This is a genomic window from Pseudomonas sp. HN8-3 (assembly GCF_020790195.1).
Taxonomy (GTDB): Bacteria; Pseudomonadota; Gammaproteobacteria; order Pseudomonadales; family Pseudomonadaceae; genus Aquipseudomonas; species Aquipseudomonas synxantha_A.
Map to the genome: position 1 here is coordinate 3,711,083 of NZ_CP086206.1, position 21,155 is coordinate 3,732,237.

Sequence of the window (21,155 nt, forward strand, 5' to 3'; positions counted from 1 at the left end):
GCCATGGATTTGGGGGGCCGCCGCCACGCGCCATCCATGGCGCGGGGCGGCTAAACCGGCATCCCTGCCGGTTTACCCCCCAAATCCCTGTCGAATTCCGGCCAGCGTGGTTTAACGGGGCGCCTGAGATCAAAAGCAGATCAAGATCAAGATCAAGAGCGGCTCGCTTCGCATCGTGGTTACTGTTGGCGAATGCAAAGTTGTGTAGATACCTGTGCTAATCGGGAGCAAGCCCCCTCCCACATTTTGCTCTGCACTGTGTCAGGGTCAGGGTGGGCTGTTTTTCAGGCGCCCTGCCGTATCGATACTCACCACCACCGACAACCCAGGTCGCAACCGCTCGCTCTCGGCCTGGTCCGGGTCCACGGTAATCCTCACTGGCACGCGCTGGGCAATCTTGACGAAGTTGCCGGTGGCGTTATCCGCCTGCAACAGGCTGAACTCCGAGCCGGTTGCCGGCGAGATATGCTGCACCGTGCCATGGAATTTGCGATGGTTCAGCGCGTCAACGGTGAAGGTTACCGGCTGGCCGACCTGCACATTGTCCATCTGGGTTTCCTTCATGTTGGCGATCACCCACAGCTGCTTGGGCACCAGGGCCATCAATTGCGCGCCGGAGTTAACGTAGGCACCCAGGCGCACGCCGATCTGCCCCAACTGACCATCGCGTGGCGCGGTGATGCGGGTGTTGGACAAATCGATCCGCGCCAGCTCCACCGCCGCCTCGGCACTGGCGACTGCCGCTTCCAGGGAGCCGCGATTGACGATCACTGTTTGCAGGTCTTGCCGGGCAATTTCCAGGCTGGCCTGGGCCTGGGCTACGGCGGCAATGGTCTGGGCATTGGCGGCGCGGGTCACGTCCAGCTCGCGCTTGGACACCGAGCCATCGCTGATCAATTCTTCGTTGCGACGCAAGTCAGCGGTACTCTTGCGCGCCTGGGCCTGGCTGTCGACCAGCGCGGCCTGACGCAGCTTGATGGTCGCTTCGGCGCTGTTGCGTTGCTGCACCACATTGGCCAGGGACGCTTTCTGCACGGCCAGCTGCGCCAGGGCCTGGTCCAGGCGCTGTTTGTAGATGCGGTCATCCAGGCGTACCAGCAGGTCCCCCGCTTTTACGTACTGGAAATCCTGCACCGGTACTTCGAACACATAGCCGCCAAGTTGCGGGCCGATAATCGTCACCTGCCCGCGCACCAGAGCGTTTTCGGTGGTTTCCACCGCACTGCTGAACGGCGGCAATTGCCAGGCGTACAGCACGATCAGCACACCGATGATGGCGATGGCGGCAAAACCCAGGGACGAGATGATGCGCACGCGCAAAGGCCGCAATTGGGTGGGCACGGCGCCCGGTGGCGTGCTGCCTTCCGGTGTGGCAGCGATGGCGGTTGTGGTGGTGGTTGAAGGTTCGGTCATGAAGTCGCGCCGCTGGGTTGAACAGGAGGGATTGCCTTGGTGGTGCTCATCAACCATAGGCTGCGGGTGAAGATCCACAGCATGGTCAGGATCGCAATAATCGCGATCAGCATGAACACATCGTTGTAAGCCATTACATTCGCTTCACGGGTGGCCGCCGTGGCCAGGCTGCGGATGCCCATCAGGTTGCGCAGTTCCGGGTCGGCGACGATGCCACCGTAGGCCGACCCGCCGCTCTGCACTCGCGCCGCCACACGGGGGTCGATCAAGGTCAGGTGCTCGACGATCATGCTTGAGTGATACTTCTCGCGCACGGTCTGGAAGGTGCCCAGCAACGCCGCGCCGATCAGGCCGCCGAGGTTCTGGCAAATCCCGAACATCACCGAGAAGCTCACCAGGTTGCGCGGGTTGGTCAGCACGTTTTTCGTGCCCAGCACCATGGTCGGCCCGAGGAAGAACGTGCCGCCAAAGCCTAGCAGGAACTGGCTGATGTAGAGGTTTTGCGGGCGCGTCAGGTTGCTGGAAAAACTATCCATCACCGAACCTGTCGCCATCAGTGCCAGGGAAATCACCAATGGCATCAACAGGTGCGCCGGGTTGATCGTCAACGCGCTGACCACCAGCCCGGCAATCGCCCCGGCCAGCATCACCACATATAAGGTATGCATTTGCTGGTAGCTCATGTTCAGCATTTGCATGAACCCCACCGCACCGGTGGATTGCTCGGACAGCACCATGCGAATCAGCACTACCGCCAAGGCCAGGCGAATCATCACGCCGCTGCCCAGCCAGCGCGTCATCAGCATCGGGTTGCTGCGGTTATGCTCGATGGCCAGCCCCGCCATGATCAGTACCAGCGAGCAGGCCGAGGCCACACCGATCCACGGCGCTTCCAGCCACCAGTCGATACGCCCCAGGGACAGCACCGCACACAGTAAAGCAACGCCAGTGGCAAGGATGGCGAAGGTGAGGAAGTCGAGTTTTTCAAAGGTCTTGAAGCGGTCACCGGGCGGCAGCTTGAGCAGGAACACGCAGCCAAGGCAGATCAGCGCCAGGCCCAGTTCAAACAGGTACAACCCGCGCCATTCGGCGATCTGCAGCAAGTCTTCGGAAAACAGCCGCGCCAGGGGCAGCGCCAATTGCGCGGTGCCCAGCCCCAGCACCAGGGCTTTCAAGCGCCACTTGGCCGGGAACGCCTGGATCATGTAGTACAAACCCAACGAACTCAGCGCCGCGCCGACCATGCCGTGAGCCGCCCTCACCGCAATGGCCGAGTTGAGGTCGTTGACAAACAAGTGGCCGAAAGTCACCAGCGCATACAACACCAGGAACACTTCGGTAAACGCACGCAGGCCGAACTGCTGACGAAACTTCACCAGCAGCAGGTTCATGCACACGTTGGTCATGACATACGCGGCGGGCAGCCAGGCCATTTCCGCGGTGGTCGCGCCCAGTGCGCCTTGCAGGTATTGCAGGTTGGCGATAACCAGGGCATTGCCCAGGCCACCGGTGATTGCTACCAGCACGCCCACCAGCGCAAACAGCCAGCGCCTGTGGGTGGGGTGCAGCGGCGTCGACGGCGAGCCGGGCAGGCTCGGCCGCTCGTGGGGCTGCCAGGTGTGGGGGGTGTATTTATCCATTCGGTGACCTTGGTGAGCCGACGTGCAAGGTCGGTGAAGCGCTTACTCAGGTAGTAGTAAACCTGAGCAGCGCTCATCTTTCCATGGCGAACGCACAATTGATCTTCAAACGGCCGAAAGGCGGCATCGGTTGGCCCACTGCCTGCGCCGAGCGGCTCACCTCAACGATCGGGGTCCGGCTTGATCGCTATCTCAGGCACAGGGTTATAGAACGGCCCATAGTCGAGCAGCAATTCATCACCTTTCTTGATGTCTTTGAGCGCCACATAGAACGTCAGGTTTTTCCCGACCGCCACGGAAACGACATTGTTCGACTTCCACGCTGGCCCATTGCGCAGTTGCGAGGTATTGATCAGGCTCAGAGTGTTACCCGTGTGCAACCCACTCACCGTACGCACACCCGAACGTGTACCGAACAGGTAAGTCAGTACAGCCCGGGAGCCTTGCTTACGTTGCTCCTTGAACAACGACGCCTCGTCTGCATGGTACTTGCCGGCATACGGGCCAAGCACTTCAAATTGGGGGATATCGCGCCGCGCCCACACCGATGCGCCGCGCGCCGGCCCACCATCATCCAGCGGCGTGACCACTTCCAGGATTTCATCAAACCGGGACTGGTGCTGGCATTCGGTCCGCAGCCAGTCTTTGATCGACGCCTTGATCCGGGCTGAAACGCGTGCCTTGGTTGCGCTATCCAGACCGTCAAGCACACCATTCCAGTGGGCGATACGGATGTCCTCGATAGGGCCTTCAAGTGATTGGGTCAAGCTGAGCCTGGGGTTCGTCGGGTCCTGCAGAATCGGCAGAGTATTGTCGATCTGATGACGAGGTAGTACAGGGGAAACGTCGGGTTCAACCTTGATAACGAAGATGTCCGAAGACGAACCTGGGATCTGTTCGCTGTGTGGCGTGTCGGTGTAAGTGTTCAGATCCGAAGATTTCGACGGCGGCGGATCCAGAGGGTCTTGCGCGGGCCGTTTTCGTGTTGCACTCGCAGCCGGTTGCTCGGGCACGGGGAGCTGCGGGATATCTTGCTCTGCCCGATTGAGGCGTTGCACGGTCACCGTTTTTAAAGAGCCATCGGCGTTAACGTACTGATGCCAAGTGTTTGGGTTGAGCCCATGTTGGCTCAAAAACTGCGACGGCGTGACTGACCTGTTCGATTGAGCGAAGAGCGCCCGCCACTGGCGTAGATGGTCATCAGTAAGCGCGGTATAGGTGAGACCGGCCGCCCTGTTCAACAACGCTTCACCGGCCGGCCCAAGGCCACCATCTTGCCGCACACCATTTTTGAACGTACTCGGATTAAGGTGATGATGGCCGGCAAATCCGTTCATGGTCATTGCGTCACGCGCCTGCTGCGTCTTGCTTTGCCAATCACGTATATGCGTTTCGGTCAGTGTATTGAAGGGTGTATTGGCCGCGCGGTCGCGCACAATCTTGCCGGTATCACTCAACTGGCCGTCAGGCTGCACATAGTAGGCAAAGGTTTTCGGCGAGAGGTTCCTCTGTTGGGCAAAGTCTTCACGGGTAATGCTTCGCGGTTGCGCGGACGACAACGCCTCCCACTCCTGTAGATGTTCACCCGTAATGATCTGTTTGCGTGCCGAAGTCTGGAAGGTGGGGGCGAGCGCGGTGTTTTGCTCGGCCTGATTGAGACGTCGCACGGCCGCCTCTTTCAAGGAACCATCCTTTTTAACGAAGCGACTCCAACTGCCTGGGCTGAGCCTGTGTTGGCTCATGAACTGCGCTGACGTCACTACGTTGTTCGGTTGTGCCAAGAGCGTGCGCCACTGGTGTAGATGCTCATCGGTAATTACCTCATAGGCAGTACCGGCAGCTCTTCACCCTCTGGCCCCAGGCTGCCATCGACCCGTACATAATTTTTGAGCGTATGCGAATTCAGGTGATGATGAACGGCAAACCCGTCTAAGGTCATGGCGCCACGCTCATGCCGAGTCAAGCTTCGCCAACTCTGGATATGCGCTTCGGTCACCTTGTTGAACGGCGTGTTGGCGGGGCGGTTGCGCACGATCAAGCCAGTCTCGCTCAGTCGACCGTCAGCTTTCACACAGTACTCAAACGTTTTCCAGGGCAGTTGGTGCTGGCGGGCAAAACCCTTGGGGGTAAGCCTTATTTGCTCCTGGCGCGGCAATGCTTCCCACGCCTGCAAATGTTCAGCGGTGATTTGCTTTGCACCACCGGTTGCCCCCAGGCGGTGCCATTGGTCACCCTGTATATGCTGGACCAACAACTCGGTCTGCCGGTTGTTGTGATAAACCCGGGCCTGCACAACGCCGTCCTCCGTGCGCGACACCTGGCGGACTTCGTACACCGCCGCCTTACCGTGGCTGTCGATATGACGTATATGAGACAGGTGCCCATCGGCGGCCACATACACGCCCTGGCCATTACGTGAAAGGCCAGCAATACGCGACTCAGGCACGTTGAACTGACCAAACCATTCATGGCTCAGTTCGCTCACTTCTTCGAGGTGCGGAGCGCCCACCTTACCGGCGACAGCCTGGGTTGCGACCACGAACTCTTCGAGCGGGCTGCCATAGGGTCGCATCGCGTCGGCATCAAAAGCATACCAATGGCCGTTCTTGAGTACGGCGGCTCCCTCCACCGTCTGTTCGGCCACCTTCACCACGCCTGTCGCCGCTGCGTCATACTGCTTGCTGATCGCCTTCAATACGTCGTAACTGCCGGTGGCACCTCTGAGTTTATTGACGGTTTTGGACAGTACATACAAGCCGCCGCTGCCCACTAGCCTTGCCAAATCCCCCAAACCACCCACCGGATTGAGCAAGTCAATCGTGGCGACGCCAATGACTTTGGCAGCCTTTAGCACCTTTGCACCGCTGGAGAGAACAGCGCTGCCGATCTTGAGCAGTTTTCCAGCCGTGGCGGCCCCCGCAGTAACAAAGCCGAAGATGTCCAGCATGAGATCAAATGCTGCCTCACCATATTTACCATTCTGAATATTGACGATGGCCGATCTGAAGGGGATCAGGTTCAACAAAAAATCGTTCAACGGCTTGGGGCTGTAATACTCGTCGAGGGGTGTCTGCCCGCGCGCCTGTTCTTTTATAGCGGGATCATCGAGATCAAGGTGTTGGACAAAGGCGTCGGCAATCGAACGGGATCGAGCGCTGGTGAAACTATTCACAAGTGCGTCACTCAACGGGCGTTCACGACCCAGATCATCTGCGTTATGACGGGGCGTGAACGCTTTGGTCGTAGAAACATTTTTGCCTGCCCTGGACTCCTGAACCTGCGCTGCGTACACGCTCGCCCTTTCAATCGAGCCTTTATTGAAGTCGATGACGTAGGCTTTTGTTGTGCCATGCCATTCAGTTTTGACCAACAGTCCAGGTTTATTTTGAGCCTGCGTATTATTGAAATGACCATCCATGACGTATGAGCCTTCTTGGAAAAAGCTGATTTTTCCAAACTCCAAGTTCCTCCTATCCGCAGATGGTAGCTGCGAGATCAGGTGCCTGACGGTTGTATTGATCGCAGCCTTTTTTGCTTGGATGGCGCTGGTGAACTGCTGTTCGAAAGCCTCCCGAACGCCGAACGTAGGATTATTGTTCAGCGCCTCTACGGGGATGCGGGAGTCGCTCGACTTCAGCGGCCTCGGATTCGGCAAGTCCATCTTGGCGTAGTCCAAGAGTGAGTGAGTGCCGCTTATCCCGTTTTGCCCGTGCTCCACGCGAGACGCATCTGTGCTGAGTGCTTTGACTTCAAACAGCGCGCCCAAGTCTCCAAACCGCTCCTGCAACTTGATCTGTGCGATTTCTGTTCGCGTCGGTATTGCCTTGTCCAGTATTTTTGAAGCAGACATCCGCTCATCAAGCTGTTGGTTGAACTCGGTTCTGACGGTTTCAAGTTGTGCAGCGGTGTAGGTGTCAGCGTTTCTTTTGGGGATGATTTCATTCGCAACGCCCCAATCGAGTAACGCGGCAGCCTGGGCATGCTGAGTGGCCACAGGGTCAACCCGTCGGGCGTTTTCAGCCTCGCTCATGACCTGCGCAAACGTCATGCCGGGAACTTTGCCCGGTGCCTGCGCTTCGCTCGTCATGGCGGCAATGGTCAGGTTGGCCCAGGCCTGGCTGCCGACTTTCACCGTCGGGGCAATGTCTTTGATCAGAAACTGCGGAGCCGACTTGGCCAGCAACAGGTACGCACCGACTTTTGCCAGCGCAACGCTGGTTTTGCCGGTGCGACTTAAGTGTTCGGCCAAGCCTTCCACGACTGCCGATGGGGGGTGGCCCCAATAATGGTCACTGGCCAGGTCGAACCCAGCTATTTTGTTGCGCGCCGGGGCGCTGATCGACTCATGATCCATCTGCAACGCGATGCCTGCCAGCAGGTAATCCGTCACGCTGCTCGCGCTGTCAATGCCCTGCATTCTTTGTTGCAGCGCTTTGCCCATCCGTTGTCCCTGGGGGGAACGGATCAGTGCTTCGAGCATCTTGGCAGGGTCGTCCTGCACAGACGCCGGGAGAGGCTGGCGATACCGCAAGAACTCCAGCACGCCGCCTTTGGTTTGCATCACCAGCGGCTGATCGCCCAGATGATGTGCGTGATTCATCGTGATAAGACGCAAGCGTCGTTGTTCGTCTGCGCTCAAGGGAACCGGCCAGGACAATGCCCCGCCCAGATGCCCCAGCGAGGGGGCGGGGTTGCCGGGCAACGGCACATCCTGGTTGGGAGGCTGGGGAGTCAACGAGGTGTCGGTCACGGGCGCCGACTGATTTTCAGCAGCAGGCGGTGAAAGCGAAAAATGCGTGTGTGCAGCGCTAATGCTTGTCATAAAAAACGACCTGTCCATTGTCGAGGAAGCGTCCTGACGAAAGTGCCTGCTGGCGCTTTCGCTCATTCATGGGGTGCTAGGGGGCGGAGGCTGACGCGCCGAGCACTGAACTCAGCGATCAGGATCCGGTTTGATCGCAATATCAGGTACCGGTTTATAGAACGGTCCATAGTCCAGCAATAACTCTTCCCCTTTCTTGATGTCCTTCAGCGCCACGTAGAACGTCAGGTTTTTCCCGACCGAGATGGACACGACATTGTTGGACCTCCACGCTGGCCCATCGCCCAGTTGCGAGGTGTTGATCAGGCTCAGGGTGTTGCCCGTGTGCAGCCCACTCACCGTCCGCGTACCCGAACGGGTACCAAACAGGTAGGTCATTACAGCCCGCGAGCCTTGCTTGCGTTGCTCCTCGAACAACGACGCCTCGTCTGGGTGATATTTGCCTGCATACGGACCAAGCACTTCATATTGAGGAATATCGCGCCGCGCCCACACCGAAGCGCCGCGAGCCGGCCCACCATCGTCCAGCGGCGTGACCACTTCCATAGCCTCCTCAAACCGAGACTGGTGTTGACCTTCGGTTCGCAGCCAGTCTTTGATCGATTCCTTGATTTGGGCTGAAACGCGCGCCTTTGTTGCGCTATCCAGCCCGTCAAGCACACCATTCCAGTAGGCGATACGGATGTCATCGATAGGACCTTCAAGTGCTTGAGTCAAGCTGAGCCTGGGGTTCGCCGGGTCCTGCAGGATCGGCAGTGTGTTGTCGATCTGATGGCGGGGCAGTGTCTGGAAATCACTGGGCTCAACCTTGATAACGACAGGCGGGACTGCCAACGCTGGCCCCGGGGCCTCTACGCCCTGAGGCGTATCGGCGTGCAAGGTCAGATCCGCAACCTTCGCTTGCGGCGGGTCCAGAGGGTCTGATGCCGGTCGTTTTCGTGCCGTATCCACAGCAGGTTGCTGGGGCGTGAGACGCGGTCCAGTGTTTTGCTGTAACCGTTCGAGACGTTGGACAGCAATCGCTGTAAAGGAGCCGTCACTTTTAACGTACTTCGTCCAGACGCTTGGATTAAGCCTGTGCTGGTGCAAGAACTGCGCTTGCGTCATTGAGTTGTCCGCATTGGTGGCAAGCACTTGCCACTGGCGCAAAAGGTCACTGGTGATCCGCCTATAGGTGCCATCGGTTGCGCTGCTCACCAGTGCTTCGCCGGTGGCCGACAGGCTGCCGTCTGCCCGTACATGTGATCTGAATGAGTGCGCACTGAGGTTATGGTGACCGGCAAAACCTTCCCTGGTCATGGCGTCCCGCGCCTGCTGTGTCATGTTTTGCCACGCCTGGATGTGCGTTTCGGTCACCTTGTCAACCGGTGTGTTGGCCGCACGGTCGCGCACAAGCTCGCCGGCAGGGCTCAGTTTGCCGTCAGGCTGCACGTAGTGATCAAAGGTTCTATGGGAGATGTGTCTATGTCGGACAAAGTTCTTACGGGCAGAGCCTTGCTGTTGCGCAAGCGGCAGCGCCTCCCAGTCGCGCAAATGCTCGGCGGTGATCAATAGCATCGGCGCCCTCGGGGCATGGGCCGCGGGCCCCAGTGCAGCGCGCTCAAGACGTTCCCTGGCGGTCTTTTTCAAGGAGCCGTCAGGGTTGACCCAGTCCCTCCACGTAGCAGGATGGAGCCCGTTCTCGCGGGTGAACTGCGCTTGCGTGACCGCGTTATCCGGGCTCTCGAAGTGCGCTTTCCATTGGCGAAGATGGTCATCGGTAATTCTGTTAGGGACGACCCCGGCGACCCTGTCCATCAGCTCCCTGCCGACTGGCCCCAAGGTCCCATCTCGCCGCACATGCGTTTTGAACGAGCCCGGATTGACGTGATAAAGCTCGGCAAACCCTTCGAGGGTCATTACGTCACGCTGCGCCTGTGTCATGTCTTGCCAGTCACGGATATGGGTTTCAGTCACCGTATAGAAGGGCGTGCCGGGCAGGCGGTCGCGCACTGCCACACCGGTAGCGGTCAGTTGACCATTGGGTTGCACGTAGCGCTCAAAAACTCTCGGGTGGAGGTGTTTTTGCCGGGCGAACCCCTCACGGGTAAGGCTTTGTTGTTGCTCCAAAGACAGCGCCTGCCAAGCGCGCAAATGATCAGCCATGGAGGGCGGGGCCTGGCCTGCGGACGCCAGTGCGGCATTTTGCCGTGCCTGTTCCAGGCGCTGCGCGCCCATTTCCTTTAAAGAACCATCCGCCTTGACGTACATCTCCCAGCTACGTTGGCTGAGCCCGTGTTGGCTAACAAACTGCGCAGACGTCAATGTGTTGTCCGGGCTCCTGAAAAGCTCATCCCACTGGCGTAAATGATCATCGGTAATTTGGTTGCTTCTGGGGGCGACGGACGACTTGAGCAACGCTTCGCCCCTGATCATCGGGGTGCCATCCCGGCGCACATAACTTTTGAATGTTCCTGGTCGAAGGTTATGAAGGCCGATAAATCCGTCCAAGGTCATTTCGTCACGCGCCGCTTGTGTCATGTTTTGCCAATCACGCACATGCGTTTCGGTCACCTTATCGGTGAATGCGTTGGCGGGGCGGTCACGCACGATCACACCGGTATCGCTCAACTGGCCGTCAGGTTTCACGTAGTACTCAAAGGTTTTCTGGGGGAGGTGATTCTTTTTGGCAAAGCCCTTTCGGGTAAGACTGGCCTGTTCATCCGGCGACAACGCCTCCCAGGCCCGCAAATGTTCAGCGGTGATCTGCCCGCCACCGGGCGCCCCCAGGCGCTGCCATTCGTCCCCTTGTACATGCTGGACCAGCAACTCGGTTTGCCGGTTGTTGTGATAAACCCGCGCCTGCACAACACCGTCGTCCGTGCGCGAAACCTGGCGCACCTCATATACCGCTGTATCACCGTTGCTGTCGGTATGGCGTATATGCGACATGTGCCCATCGGCCGCCACATACACCCCCTGACGGTTGCGTGACAGCCCCACGATTTTGCGGTCTGGCACTTTGAAGTGCCCGAACAGCTCATGGCTCAACTCACTCAGCCCATCAATGTGCGCCGTGTCCACCTCACCGTCGACAGCCTGGGTCGATACTTTGAACTGCTCAAGCGGGCTGCCATAAGGTCGCATAGTGTCAGCGTCAAATGAATACCACTTGCCGCCTTTGAGCACAGCAGCCCCTTCCACTGTCTGGCCTCCCACCTTCAAGGTGCCTGTTGCTGCGACGTCGTACTGTTTGCTGATAGTTTTCAACACGTCGTAGCTGCCAGTGGCGCCTCTGAGTTTGTTGACGGCCTTGATGCCTTTGGACAGTACATAGAGGCCAGCAGTACCCACCAACCTGGGCAGATCGCCCACCCCTCCCACAGGGTTGAGCACGTCAATGGCCGCCACACCGATGACCTTGGCCGCCCGCAATGCCTTGGCGCCGGTGGAAAGCGCCGAGCGGCCGACCTTGAGCAATTTTCCGGCGGTGGCGGTGCCGGCGGTAAGAAAGCCGAAAACATCCAGCAAGAGATCGAAAGCCCCGTCCCCGTACTTGCCGTTTTGAAAATTGACAATGGCGGACCTGAAGGGGATCAAGTTCAACAAAAACTCGCTCAACTGCGCGTTCGCCGTGTCCAAGGCCGTCTGCCCACGGGCTTGCAACTTGATAGCCGGATCGTCGAGATCCAAGTGCTCGACAAAGGCCGTGGCAATCCCATGGGATCGAGCACTGGTAAAGCTCTCCCATGGCCCGTTATCCAACGGGCGCTCACGCCCAAGATCATCTGCTTTGTGGCTGGGCGTGAACGTTTTGGTCGTCGTTACCTTGTTGCCAACCCTGTCCGCCCTGATCTTCGTATCGTAAAGGCTCGCTGTTTCAATCGTGCCTTTATTGAAGTCGATGACGTAGGCGTGCGACACGCCCTGCAGTTCAGTTTTAACCAGCAGCCCCGGTTTATTTTGACCATACGTATTATTGAAATGACCATCCATGACGTATGAGCCTTCCTGGAAAAAGCTGATTTTCCCAAACTCCAGGCGCTGGCGATCTTCCAACGGCAGTTGCGAAATCATGTGCCTGACCACTGTATTGACGGCGGCTTTTTTTTCCTCGATCGCACGGCTGAACTGCCGTTCGAATTCAGCCGGCACGCCAAACTGCCGGTTGGCGTTCAAACGCGTCAGCACCCTTCGCAGGTCATTGCCCTTGAGTGAACTGCTCGGTTCATACGCCCTGAAGAGCCGGGGTTCCAGCCAGTCGATCATGGCGATATCCAATAGCGAAATCCCTCCCCCTTCAATCGCCACATAGTGCTGATCAATCGCGAATGCTTTCTCTTCGAAAAATGCGCCAAGGTCGCCGAAACGCTCCTTGAGCTTGGCCAGTGCGACCTCTTTTCGAGTGGGCAGTGCTGTGTCCAGTGCCTGGGAAGCAACGAGCCGGGCGTCCTGTTGCGCGTTGAATGCGACCCTTGCCGATTCAAGTTGCGCGGGGAGATAGTCGCCATCCTGTCTTTTTGTGAGCACGCCGCTCGCCACGGCCCAGTCCAGCAATGCCAGGGTTTGTGCCGCTTGGGTAACTGCAGGGTCGACCCGCTGCGCTTCTTGCGCCTCACTCATGACTTGGGCAAACGTCATACCAGGGACTTTGCCGGGTGTGTGCGCCTCAATCGTCATCGCAGCCATCGTCAGGCTGGCCCACGCCTGACTGCCAACCTTTACGGTCGGGAGAATGTCTTTGATCAGAAACTGCGGTGCCGCCTTGGCCAGCAACAGGTACGCACCGACACTCGCCAGTGCAGCGCTGGTTTTGCCAGTACTGCTCAAATGTTCGGCCAAGCCGGCCACAACCTTGGAGGCGTGGTGCCCCCCACGTGTGTCACTGCCCAGGTCGAAACCGGCAACGCTGTTGCGACCGGGCGCAGTGATCGACTCAGGGTCCATCTGCAGGGCGATAGCGGCCAGCAGGTAATCGCTTGCGCTGCTTTCGCTGTCAACGCCTTGCATGGTTTGCTGTAGCGCTTTGCCCATCCGCTGCCCTTGCGGGGAGTTGACCAGTGCCTGGAGTATTTTAGCCGGGTCGTCGCCCGCCTCTGCCGGCAGCGGCTGCCGATACCGCAGAAACTCCAGCACCCCGCCCTGGGTTTGCATCACCAGCGGCTGATCGCCAAGGGCGTGTTGGTGATTCATCGTGACAAGACGCAAGCGCCGCTGTTCGTCTGCGCTCAAGGGAACCGACCAGGATAATGCGCCTCCCAGATTACCCAGCGAGGGCGCCGGGCTGCTGGGTATCGGTCTATCCTGGCTGAGACGAGGGGACGTCATTGAGGTGTCGACGCCATCGGTCACAGGTGATGACGGATGTTCATCTGTCGGCAGGGGAAGCGAAAAATGCGTACTTGCAGCGGTAATGCTTGTCATAAAACGCCTATGCGTAGTCGAGGAGTCCGGCGCTTGCGGCCGTTCACTGAGTGTCAGCACCCAATGAGGAGGTTCCCGACCAACTGCAAGACTTCGTGACCGTGCACCGGTACCGCGTCAGAGCAACGCGCTGACAAACATGCCAATCGCCACCACCCCACACAGGCTGGCGAACCCCACTTGCAACACCCGCGCGGGGATGACCGAACACAACCGCCTTCCCGCCAACATGCCGACGACACTCGCGCCGATAAACACCCAGCCCACCGGCTCGATGCTCACGCCCGCATGAAACGCACCGGCCACGCCGATCAGCGATAGCAGGCTGACCACCATCAACGACGTGGCGACGATCCCACGCATCTGCACGTCGGTCAGTTGTTTGAACGCCGGCACGATCAGGAAGCCGCCGCCCACGCCCAGCAAGCCCGATACAGCACCCGTCACAGCTCCCAGCGCAGCCAGGGTGGCGCTGCACTTGGCGGTCCAGGAGAAGCGCCCGGTTTGTTGATCCAGCATGCAATTCTTCTGGCCCCATGAAGCGGCGCCATGGTCACTCGGCCCCGCCTCGCGCTTTTCCCGTTGCAGCATGCGCCAGGCCACCAGCACCATCAGCGCGCTGAACAACCCCATCAGCACCGGCTCCGACAGTTGGTGGGCGACGAACACGCCCAACGGCGAAAACAGCGCGCCGAGCAAGGCGATCAACAACGCCGCACGGTAACGCACCAGGCCATGGCGCAAGCCATCGATGGCCCCCACCGCCGCTGCCGCACCCACTGCGAGCAACGACACCGGCGCGGCCTGGGTCATCGTCAACCCCAGCCCCAGCACCAACGCCGGCACCCCAAGGATGCCGCCGCCCGCGCCGGTCAGGCCCATGACCAGGCCCATCAATACACCCAACAGACTGGCCAGCAGCATTCAGTCCACCTTACTCAGACGGGTCAGCCACTCGCGGCCCTTGAGCATGCCGTTCCAGTAGAACCACGGCAGCAGCGTGGCCTTGAGGAACCACATCGAACGGCGCGCCCGAGTCGGGTCCAGGGGAAAGGTCGGCAGCAGCTTGCCGCCGTAGCCGAACTCGGCCAGTACCACCTTGCCCTTCTCCACCGTCAGCGGGCAGGAGCCGTAGCCGTCGTATTTGAGCGGCAATGGCGCCTGTTTGCGCAGGGCCAGCAGGTTCTCGGCCACCACCACGATTTGCTTGCGCACCGCGGCCGCCGTCTTGGCGTTGGTGGTACCGCACACATCGCCAAGGCCGAAGATATGCGGGTAGCGCATGTGTTGCAGGCTGTGGGGGTTTACTTCGCACCAGCCGGCGGCGTCGGCAAGCTCGCTTTCGCGGATAAAGTCCGGGGCCAGCTGCGGCGGCACGACGTGCAACATATCGAAGGTTTTCTCTTCGACGCTCACGTTGCCTTCGGCGTCCTTGACTTCGAACCAGGCTTTGCGCGCCGGGCCGTCGACTTTTACCAGGTTGGAATTGAACGCCAGGCGCGCCTTGTATTTTTCGACGTATTTCATCAACGGCGGCACAAAGGTCGCCACGCCGAACAACGCAGCGCCGGCCAGGTTGAACTCCACCTCGATGTTTTTCAGTGCGCCCTGCTTGAGCCAGTGATCACAGGACAGGTACATGGCTTTTTGCGGCGCTCCGGCGCATTTGATCGGCATGGCAGGCTGGGTGAACAGCGCCTTGCCGCCCTTGAGTTGCTGCACCAGTTGCCAGGTGTAGGCGGCGTGCTCATAGCTGTAGTTGGAGGTGACGCCGTGCTGGCCGAGGGTGTCTGGCAAGCCCTCGATTTTCTCCCAGGCCAGACGCAGACCGGGGCAGACGATGAGGTTTTGCCAGGTGACGCGCTGACCGCTGTCGAGCACCAGGGTTTGCTCGTCGGGCAGCACTTCGCTCACGGCGGCCTGTACCCAACTGACGCCATTGGGCAGCACATCGGCCAGGGGGCGGCGGGTCTTTTGCAGGTCGTAGGCGCCGCCGCCGACCAGGGTCCAGGCCGGTTGGTAGCAGTGGTAATCGTTGGGCTCGATCAGGATGATGTTCAACTGCGGATCGCGCTTGAGCAGGCTGGCCAGCAGGCCGATGCCTGCCGAGCCGCCGCCGATGACTACGATATCGCCACTGATGGTGGGTCCCCAGTGTTGTTCGGTCATTGTCTACTGCCTTTTTGAGTCAATGCACACAAGGGTCGCTGCCGGATGGCGTCACGCCCAGCTTTTTATGACCGCGCCGCAATACAGCCCGGACAGGGTCTTCATCACTTGAATCACTTCATGGCTGGCCAGCCCGTAGAAAATGTATTTGCCTTCTCGGCGGGTGGCGACCAGCCCTTCATCGCGCAGGATGCCCAACTGTTGTGACAGCGTGGGCTGGCGCACGCCAGTCAGGGCTTCCAGCTCGCCGACGTTGCGCTCGCCCTGGGTCAACTGGCACAGGATCAACAGTCGGTCTTCATTGGCCAGGGCCTTGAGCAAGGAACAAGCCTTGGACGCCGACGCACGCAACTGGGCGACTTCGCCCTCACTCAAGGTAGATTCCATTTGCTTCGGGTCCTTTATGTCACTTAAGCTCAAAACATTATGTGTAAACGTAAACTGATTGTAACCACTTTTTTCTTCATTGGGGACAGCCGCCATGCCAGCGTTGATTCAAGCCTTTCTGGATGACGCATCGTCGACCTATACCTACATCGTCTATGAAGCGGATGGCGGCCCCTGTGCCATTGTCGACTCGGTACTCAACTACGACCCGGCGTCGGGGCGTACCGATACCGCCCAGGCTGACAAGGTGATCGCGTTCGTGCGCGAGCATGGCTTGCAGGTGCAGTGGTTGCTGGAAACCCACGCTCATGCCGATCATCTGTCTGCCGCGCCCTACCTGCGTCGCACCTTGGGCGGCAAGATCGCGATAGGCGAATCGATCAGCAAGGTGCAGGGTGTGTTCAAAAACCTGTTCAACCTGGAGCCGGAATTTCGCGTCGACGGTTCGCAGTTCGATCACCTGTTTGCGCCGGATGAGGTCTTTCATATCGGCGGTTTGAAAGCCCAAGCCCTGCATGTGCCGGGACACACCCCTGCCGACATGGCCTACTTGATCGACGGCCGCTTGATCCTGGTGGGCGACACGCTGTTCATGCCAGACGTCGGCACCGCCCGCTGCGATTTCCCCGGCGGCGATGCGCGGCAGTTGTACGCATCGATGCGCAAGCTGTTGGCGTTCCCCTCGGATACCAAGCTGTATGTGTGCCATGACTATCCGCCAGAGGGGCGTGAGGCCAAGTGCCAGACCACTGTGGCGGAACAAAGGGCGGGGAATATTCATGTGCACGATGGGGTGGATGAAGCGGCGTTTGTAGAGATGCGCACCCAGCGTGATGCCGGGCTGGGAATGCCGACCTTGTTGCTGCCGGCGATCCAGGTGAATGTGCGGGCGGGGCATATGCCGCCGGCGGAAGAAAACGGCGTGACCTACCTGAAGATCCCCCTCAACCAACTTTGAAATACAGTAAAAAATGTGGGAGGGGGCTTGCTCCCGATAGCAGTGGATCAGCTACACATAAGTTGACTGTCACACCGCCATCGGGGCAAGCCCCCTCCCACATTTTTACCGCGTTGAGTCAGTTGCCCAGGCTGATGCCGTTGGCTGGCAGCGGCAGCGCCGTCTTGTAGCGCACCTGCTTCAAGGCAAAGCTGGAGCGAATGTTTGCCACCCCCGGCACCTTGGTCAAAAAGTCCATCATGAAACGCTCCAGCGACTGGATCGTCGGCACCAGCACGCGGATCAAATAATCCGGATCACCCGCCATCAGGTAGCACTCCATCACCTCGGGACGGTCCGAGATCGCCCCTTCGAACTGCTGCAACGCCAACTCATTCTGCTTTTCCAGGCTTACATGGATGAACACATTGACGTGCAGCCCCAGCAGGTCAGCATCCAGCAACGTGACCTGCTCACGAATCAGGCCCAGTTCTTCCATCGCCTTGACCCGGTTGAAACACGGCGTGGGCGACAGGTTGACCGAGCGGGCCAGGTCGGCGTTGGTGATGCGGGCATTCTCCTGCAGGGCGTTGAGAATGCCGATATCGGTACGGTCCAGTTTGCGCATGAGACAAAATCACCTGTTTATTATGTTTATGCAGTTTTTTTATCCGCAAATGACGGTGAGCGCAATGAAACACAGATAAATATTCTTCTACGCCACGCCTATGATTGTTGTAGGACAAGATTTCTTCTACCCGAAGACTGACTGTCAGCTAGCGCGCCCACTACAAGAAATTCACAAGATAGAGCGTAGAAAGCCATGACCCAGCCGTATGCACCGCTGCGCCTGCACGTTCCCGAACCTTCGGGCCGTCCAGGCTGCAAGACCGATTTCACCTACCTGCGTCTGACCGACGCCGGCCTGGTACGCAAACCCGCCATCGACGTAGAACCCGCCGACACCGCCGACCTGGCCAAGGGCCTGATCCGCGTGCTCGACGACCAGGGCCAGGCGCTCGGGCCGTGGGCCGAGGGTGTTTCGACCGAGATCATGCGCAAAGGCATGCGCGCCATGCTCAAGACGCGCATCTTCGACAACCGCATGGTGGTCGCCCAGCGCCAGAAAAAAATGTCGTTCTACATGCAAAGCCTTGGCGAAGAAGCCATCGGCAGCGCCCAGGCCCTGGCCTTGAACATCGACGACATGTGCTTCCCCACCTATCGCCAGCAAAGCATTCTGATGGCCCGCGACGTGCCGCTGGTAGACCTGATCTGCCAACTGCTGTCCAACGAGCGCGACCCGCTCAAGGGTCGCCAGTTGCCGATCATGTACTCGGTCAAAGAGGCGGGCTTCTTCACCATTTCCGGCAACCTCGCCACCCAATTCGTGCAGGGCGTGGGTTGGGGCATGGCTTCGGCGATCAAGGGCGATACCAAGATCGCCTCGGCCTGGATCGGCGACGGCGCCACCGCTGAATCGGACTTCCACACCGCCCTCACCTTCGCCCACGTCTACCGCGCGCCGGTGATACTCAACGTGGTCAATAATCAATGGGCCATCTCCACCTTCCAGGCCATCGCCGGCGGTGAAGCCACCACTTTCGCCGGACGCGGCGTGGGCTGCGGCATCGCCTCCCTGCGGGTAGACGGCAATGACTTTATCGCGGTGTATGCCGCCTCGGCCTGGGCTGCCGAACGCGCACGGCGCAACCTTGGGCCAACGTTGATCGAGTGGGTCACCTATCGCGCCGGCCCGCACTCCACCTCCGATGATCCGTCCAAATACCGTCCAGCCGACGACTGGAGCCACTTCCCCCTGGGCGACCCGATTGCCCGTCTCAAGCAGCACCTGATCAAGATTGGCCAGTGGTCCGAAGAGGAACATGCAGCGGTCAGTGCCGAACTTGAAGCCGAAGTGGTCAAGGCGCAGAAGGAAGCCGAACAGTACGGCACCCTCGCCGGTGGCCAGATTCCAAGCGCCGCGACCATGTTCGAGGACGTCTATAAAGAGATGCCGGAGCACTTGAAGCGCCAGCGTCAAGAGTTGGGGGTGTGACATGAACGACCACAACAACAGCATCGAACTGGAAACCGCCATGACCACCACCACCATGACCATGATCCAGGCCCTGCGCTCGGCCATGGATGTGATGCTCGAACGTGACGACAACGTGGTGGTGTTCGGCCAGGACGTCGGCTACTTCGGCGGCGTATTCCGTTGCACCGAAGGTTTGCAGACCAAATACGGCAGCTCACGGGTGTTTGACGCACCGATCTCGGAAAGCGGCATCGTCGGCGTAGCCGTGGGCATGGGCGCGTATGGCCTGCGCCCGGTGGCGGAAATCCAGTTCGCCGACTACGTCTACCCCGCCACCGACCAGATCATTTCCGAAGCGGCGCGCCTGCGTTATCGCTCGGCCGGCCAGTTCACCGCGCCCTTGACCATGCGTATGCCCTGCGGCGGCGGCATCTACGGCGGCCAGACCCACAGCCAGAGTATCGAAGCGGTGTTCACCCAGGTCTGCGGCCTGCGCACGGTGATGCCATCCAACCCCTACGACGCCAAGGGCCTGCTGATTGCCTCCATCGAGAACGATGACCCGGTGATCTTCCTGGAACCCAAGCGCCTGTATAACGGCCCGTTCGACGGCCACCACGATCGCCCGGTAACGCCGTGGTCAAAACACCCGCAAGCGCAGGTTCCGGACGGTTACTACACCGTGCCCCTGGACGTGGCCGCCATCGTGCGCCCAGGTTCGGCTGTGACGGTGCTGACCTATGGCACCACCGTGTATGTGTCGCAAGTTGCCGCCGAAGAAACCGGCATCGACGCCGAAGTCATCGATCTGCGCAGCCTGTGGCCGCTGGATTTGGAAACCATCGTCAAGTCGGTGAAAAAGACCGGACGTTGCGTGGTGGTGCATGAAGCCACGCGCACCTGCGGCTTTGGCGCCGAACTGGTATCGCTGGTGCAAGAGCACTGCTTCCACCACCTGGAAGCGCCGATCGAGCGCGTCACCGGTTGGGACACGCCCTACCCGCACGCGCAGGAGTGGGCGTATTTCCCAGGGCCGTCCCGAGTGGGCGCGGCGTTGAAACGGGTCATGGAGGTCTGAATGGGCACGCACGTTATCAAGATGCCGGACATTGGCGAAGGCATCGCGGAAGTTGAATTGTCGGTGTGGCATGTGAAGGTCGGCGACCTGGTGGTTGAAGACCAGGTGCTGGCGGATGTGATGACCGACAAGGCGATGGTGGATATTCCCTCGCCCGTCCACGGCAAGGTGATTTCCCTGGGCGGCGAGCCCGGTGAAGTCATGGCGGTGGGCAGTATTTTGATCAGCATTGAAGTGGAAGGCGCAGGCAACACCAAGGATGTGCCGGTGGCTGCCGAACCGATGAAGACCGCGCCTGTCGTTGAAGCCAAACCGGTCACGGCACCCGTTCAAAGCAAACCGGCTCCAGCCGTGAACGCGCCACCAGCGCCCGTGGCCCGCGAAGCCAGCGAGCGCCCTTTGGCCTCCCCTGCCGTGCGCAAGCACGCGCTGGATGCCGGAATTCAACTGCGCCTGGTCCATGGCACAGGGCCTGCGGGCCGGATTCTGCACGAAGACCTGGAGGCGTACCTGCACCAGGGGCCGGCCACCAGCGCCAGCGCCGCCAACCCTTACGCCGAGCGCAATGATGAACACCAGATCCCGGTGATCGGTATGCGCCGCAAGATCGCCCAGCGTATGCAGGACGCCACCCGGCGCGCCGCGCATTTCAGCTACGTGGAAGAAATCGACGTCACCGCCCTCGACGAGTTGCGCGTGCACCTCAACGAAAAGCACGGTGCGACACGCGGCAAGCTGACCCTGCTGCCGTTTATCGTACGGGCCATGGTGGTGGCGCTGCGCGACTTCCCGCAGATCAACGCTCGCTACGACGACGAGGCCCAGGTCATTACCCGCCTCGGCGCGGTACATGTGGGCGTCGCCACGCAAAGCGACGTGGGCCTGATGGTACCGGTGGTGCGTCACGCCGAGGCCCGCAGCCTGTGGGGCACTGCCGAAGAAATCGTGCGCCTGGCCAACGCCGCACGCACAGGCAAGGCCAGCCGTGAAGAGCTGTCCGGCTCGACCATCACCCTGACCAGCCTGGGCGCCCTGGGCGGCATCGTCAGCACGCCGGTGCTGAACCTGCCGGAAGTGGCCATCGTTGGCGTCAACCGCATCGTCGAACGGCCCATGGTGATCAAGGGCCAGATCGTGGTGCGCAAGATGATGAACCTCTCCAGCTCCTTCGATCACCGCGTGGTCGACGGCATGGACGCGGCGCAATTCATCCAGGCCATTCGCGGCCTGCTCGAACAACCCGCCAGCCTGTTCCTGGAGTAAGG

13 protein-coding genes are annotated in these 21,155 nt (G+C 59.9%); 4 read left to right on the top strand and 9 right to left on the bottom strand.

What is annotated here, in order from left to right; all coding sequences use genetic code 11:
* Nucleotides 1–267: 267 nt before the first annotated feature.
* From LJX92_RS16330 to LJX92_RS16365, 8 genes are all read right to left on the bottom strand, one after another.
* The gene (locus LJX92_RS16330; RefSeq protein WP_005789334.1) at nt 268–1,413 is read right to left on the bottom strand and encodes an HlyD family secretion protein; all 1,146 of its coding nucleotides are present in this window, start codon (nt 1,411–1,413) and stop codon (nt 268–270) included.
* The gene (locus tag LJX92_RS16335) at nt 1,410–3,053 is read right to left on the bottom strand and encodes an MFS transporter (protein WP_032880488.1); all 1,644 of its coding nucleotides are present in this window, start codon (nt 3,051–3,053) and stop codon (nt 1,410–1,412) included. The genes LJX92_RS16330 and LJX92_RS16335 overlap by 4 nt, the downstream gene beginning before the upstream one ends.
* A 161-nt stretch (nt 3,054–3,214) precedes the next feature.
* Complete coding sequence (locus LJX92_RS16340) at nt 3,215–4,735, bottom strand: SET domain-containing protein-lysine N-methyltransferase (protein WP_228308614.1); 1,521 nt, start codon at nt 4,733–4,735, stop codon at nt 3,215–3,217.
* 134 nt (nt 4,736–4,869) lie between these two features.
* Nucleotides 4,870–7,875, bottom strand: coding sequence for a hypothetical protein (locus LJX92_RS16345; protein WP_228308615.1), 3,006 nt, complete (start codon nt 7,873–7,875; stop codon nt 4,870–4,872).
* A 111-nt stretch (nt 7,876–7,986) separates the two neighbouring features.
* Nucleotides 7,987–13,086: an SET domain-containing protein-lysine N-methyltransferase gene (locus LJX92_RS16350; RefSeq protein WP_228308616.1), complete on the bottom strand. Its 5,100-nt coding sequence runs from the start codon at nt 13,084–13,086 to the stop codon at nt 7,987–7,989.
* Nucleotides 13,087–13,395: 309 nt separating this feature from the next.
* The gene (locus LJX92_RS16355; RefSeq protein ID WP_005789338.1) at nt 13,396–14,202 is read right to left on the bottom strand and encodes a sulfite exporter TauE/SafE family protein; all 807 of its coding nucleotides are present in this window, start codon (nt 14,200–14,202) and stop codon (nt 13,396–13,398) included.
* On the bottom strand, nt 14,203–15,447 hold the full coding sequence (locus LJX92_RS16360; RefSeq protein ID WP_228308617.1) for an NAD(P)/FAD-dependent oxidoreductase: 1,245 nt from the start codon (nt 15,445–15,447) through the stop codon (nt 14,203–14,205).
* A gap of 51 nt (nt 15,448–15,498) precedes the next feature.
* Nucleotides 15,499–15,834 (bottom strand): ArsR/SmtB family transcription factor, encoded by a 336-nt coding sequence (locus LJX92_RS16365; RefSeq protein ID WP_005789341.1) that lies wholly within the window; start codon nt 15,832–15,834, stop codon nt 15,499–15,501.
* A gap of 94 nt (nt 15,835–15,928) precedes the next feature.
* Here LJX92_RS16365 and LJX92_RS16370 point away from each other — a divergent pair, with 94 nt between their 5' ends.
* Nucleotides 15,929–16,792, top strand: a complete 864-nt coding sequence (locus LJX92_RS16370; RefSeq protein WP_032880479.1) for an MBL fold metallo-hydrolase — start codon at nt 15,929–15,931, stop codon at nt 16,790–16,792.
* Nucleotides 16,793–16,910: 118 nt separating this feature from the next.
* On the opposite strand, the gene bkdR is transcribed toward LJX92_RS16370, so the two are convergent.
* The gene (gene bkdR, locus LJX92_RS16375; protein WP_005789440.1) at nt 16,911–17,399 is read right to left on the bottom strand and encodes a Bkd operon transcriptional regulator BkdR; all 489 of its coding nucleotides are present in this window, start codon (nt 17,397–17,399) and stop codon (nt 16,911–16,913) included.
* Nucleotides 17,400–17,594: 195 nt separating this feature from the next.
* On the opposite strand from bkdR, the gene LJX92_RS16380 reads away from it, so the two are divergent.
* The 3 genes from LJX92_RS16380 to LJX92_RS16390 are packed head-to-tail and all read left to right on the top strand — an operon-like array spanning nt 17,595 to nt 21,153.
* Nucleotides 17,595–18,830, top strand: a complete 1,236-nt coding sequence (locus LJX92_RS16380; protein ID WP_005789442.1) for a 3-methyl-2-oxobutanoate dehydrogenase (2-methylpropanoyl-transferring) subunit alpha — start codon at nt 17,595–17,597, stop codon at nt 18,828–18,830.
* 1 nt (nt 18,831) lies between these two features.
* On the top strand, nt 18,832–19,890 hold the full coding sequence (locus tag LJX92_RS16385; protein ID WP_005789444.1) for an alpha-ketoacid dehydrogenase subunit beta: 1,059 nt from the start codon (nt 18,832–18,834) through the stop codon (nt 19,888–19,890).
* On the top strand, nt 19,891–21,153 hold the full coding sequence (locus LJX92_RS16390; RefSeq protein WP_057700569.1) for a dihydrolipoamide acetyltransferase family protein: 1,263 nt from the start codon (nt 19,891–19,893) through the stop codon (nt 21,151–21,153).
* The last annotated feature ends 2 nt before the right edge of the window (nt 21,154–21,155 follow it).

Excerpts from the sequence above, each read along its gene's own strand:
- LJX92_RS16330 (WP_005789334.1), bottom strand. The coding sequence starts at position 1,413 with ATGACCGAACCTTCAACCACCACCACAACCGCCATCGCTGCCACACCG.
- LJX92_RS16335 (WP_032880488.1), bottom strand. The coding sequence starts at position 3,053 with ATGGATAAATACACCCCCCACACCTGGCAGCCCCACGAGCGGCCGAGC.
- LJX92_RS16345 (WP_228308615.1), bottom strand. The coding sequence starts at position 7,875 with ATGACAAGCATTAGCGCTGCACACACGCATTTTTCGCTTTCACCGCCT.
- LJX92_RS16355 (WP_005789338.1), bottom strand. The coding sequence starts at position 14,202 with ATGCTGCTGGCCAGTCTGTTGGGTGTATTGATGGGCCTGGTCATGGGC.
- LJX92_RS16360 (WP_228308617.1), bottom strand. The coding sequence starts at position 15,447 with ATGACCGAACAACACTGGGGACCCACCATCAGTGGCGATATCGTAGTC.
- LJX92_RS16365 (WP_005789341.1), bottom strand. The coding sequence starts at position 15,834 with ATGGAATCTACCTTGAGTGAGGGCGAAGTCGCCCAGTTGCGTGCGTCG.
- LJX92_RS16370 (WP_032880479.1), top strand. The coding sequence starts at position 15,929 with ATGCCAGCGTTGATTCAAGCCTTTCTGGATGACGCATCGTCGACCTAT.
- bkdR (WP_005789440.1), bottom strand. The coding sequence starts at position 17,399 with ATGCGCAAACTGGACCGTACCGATATCGGCATTCTCAACGCCCTGCAG.
- LJX92_RS16380 (WP_005789442.1), top strand. The coding sequence starts at position 17,595 with ATGACCCAGCCGTATGCACCGCTGCGCCTGCACGTTCCCGAACCTTCG.
- LJX92_RS16385 (WP_005789444.1), top strand. The coding sequence starts at position 18,832 with ATGAACGACCACAACAACAGCATCGAACTGGAAACCGCCATGACCACC.
- LJX92_RS16390 (WP_057700569.1), top strand. The coding sequence starts at position 19,891 with ATGGGCACGCACGTTATCAAGATGCCGGACATTGGCGAAGGCATCGCG.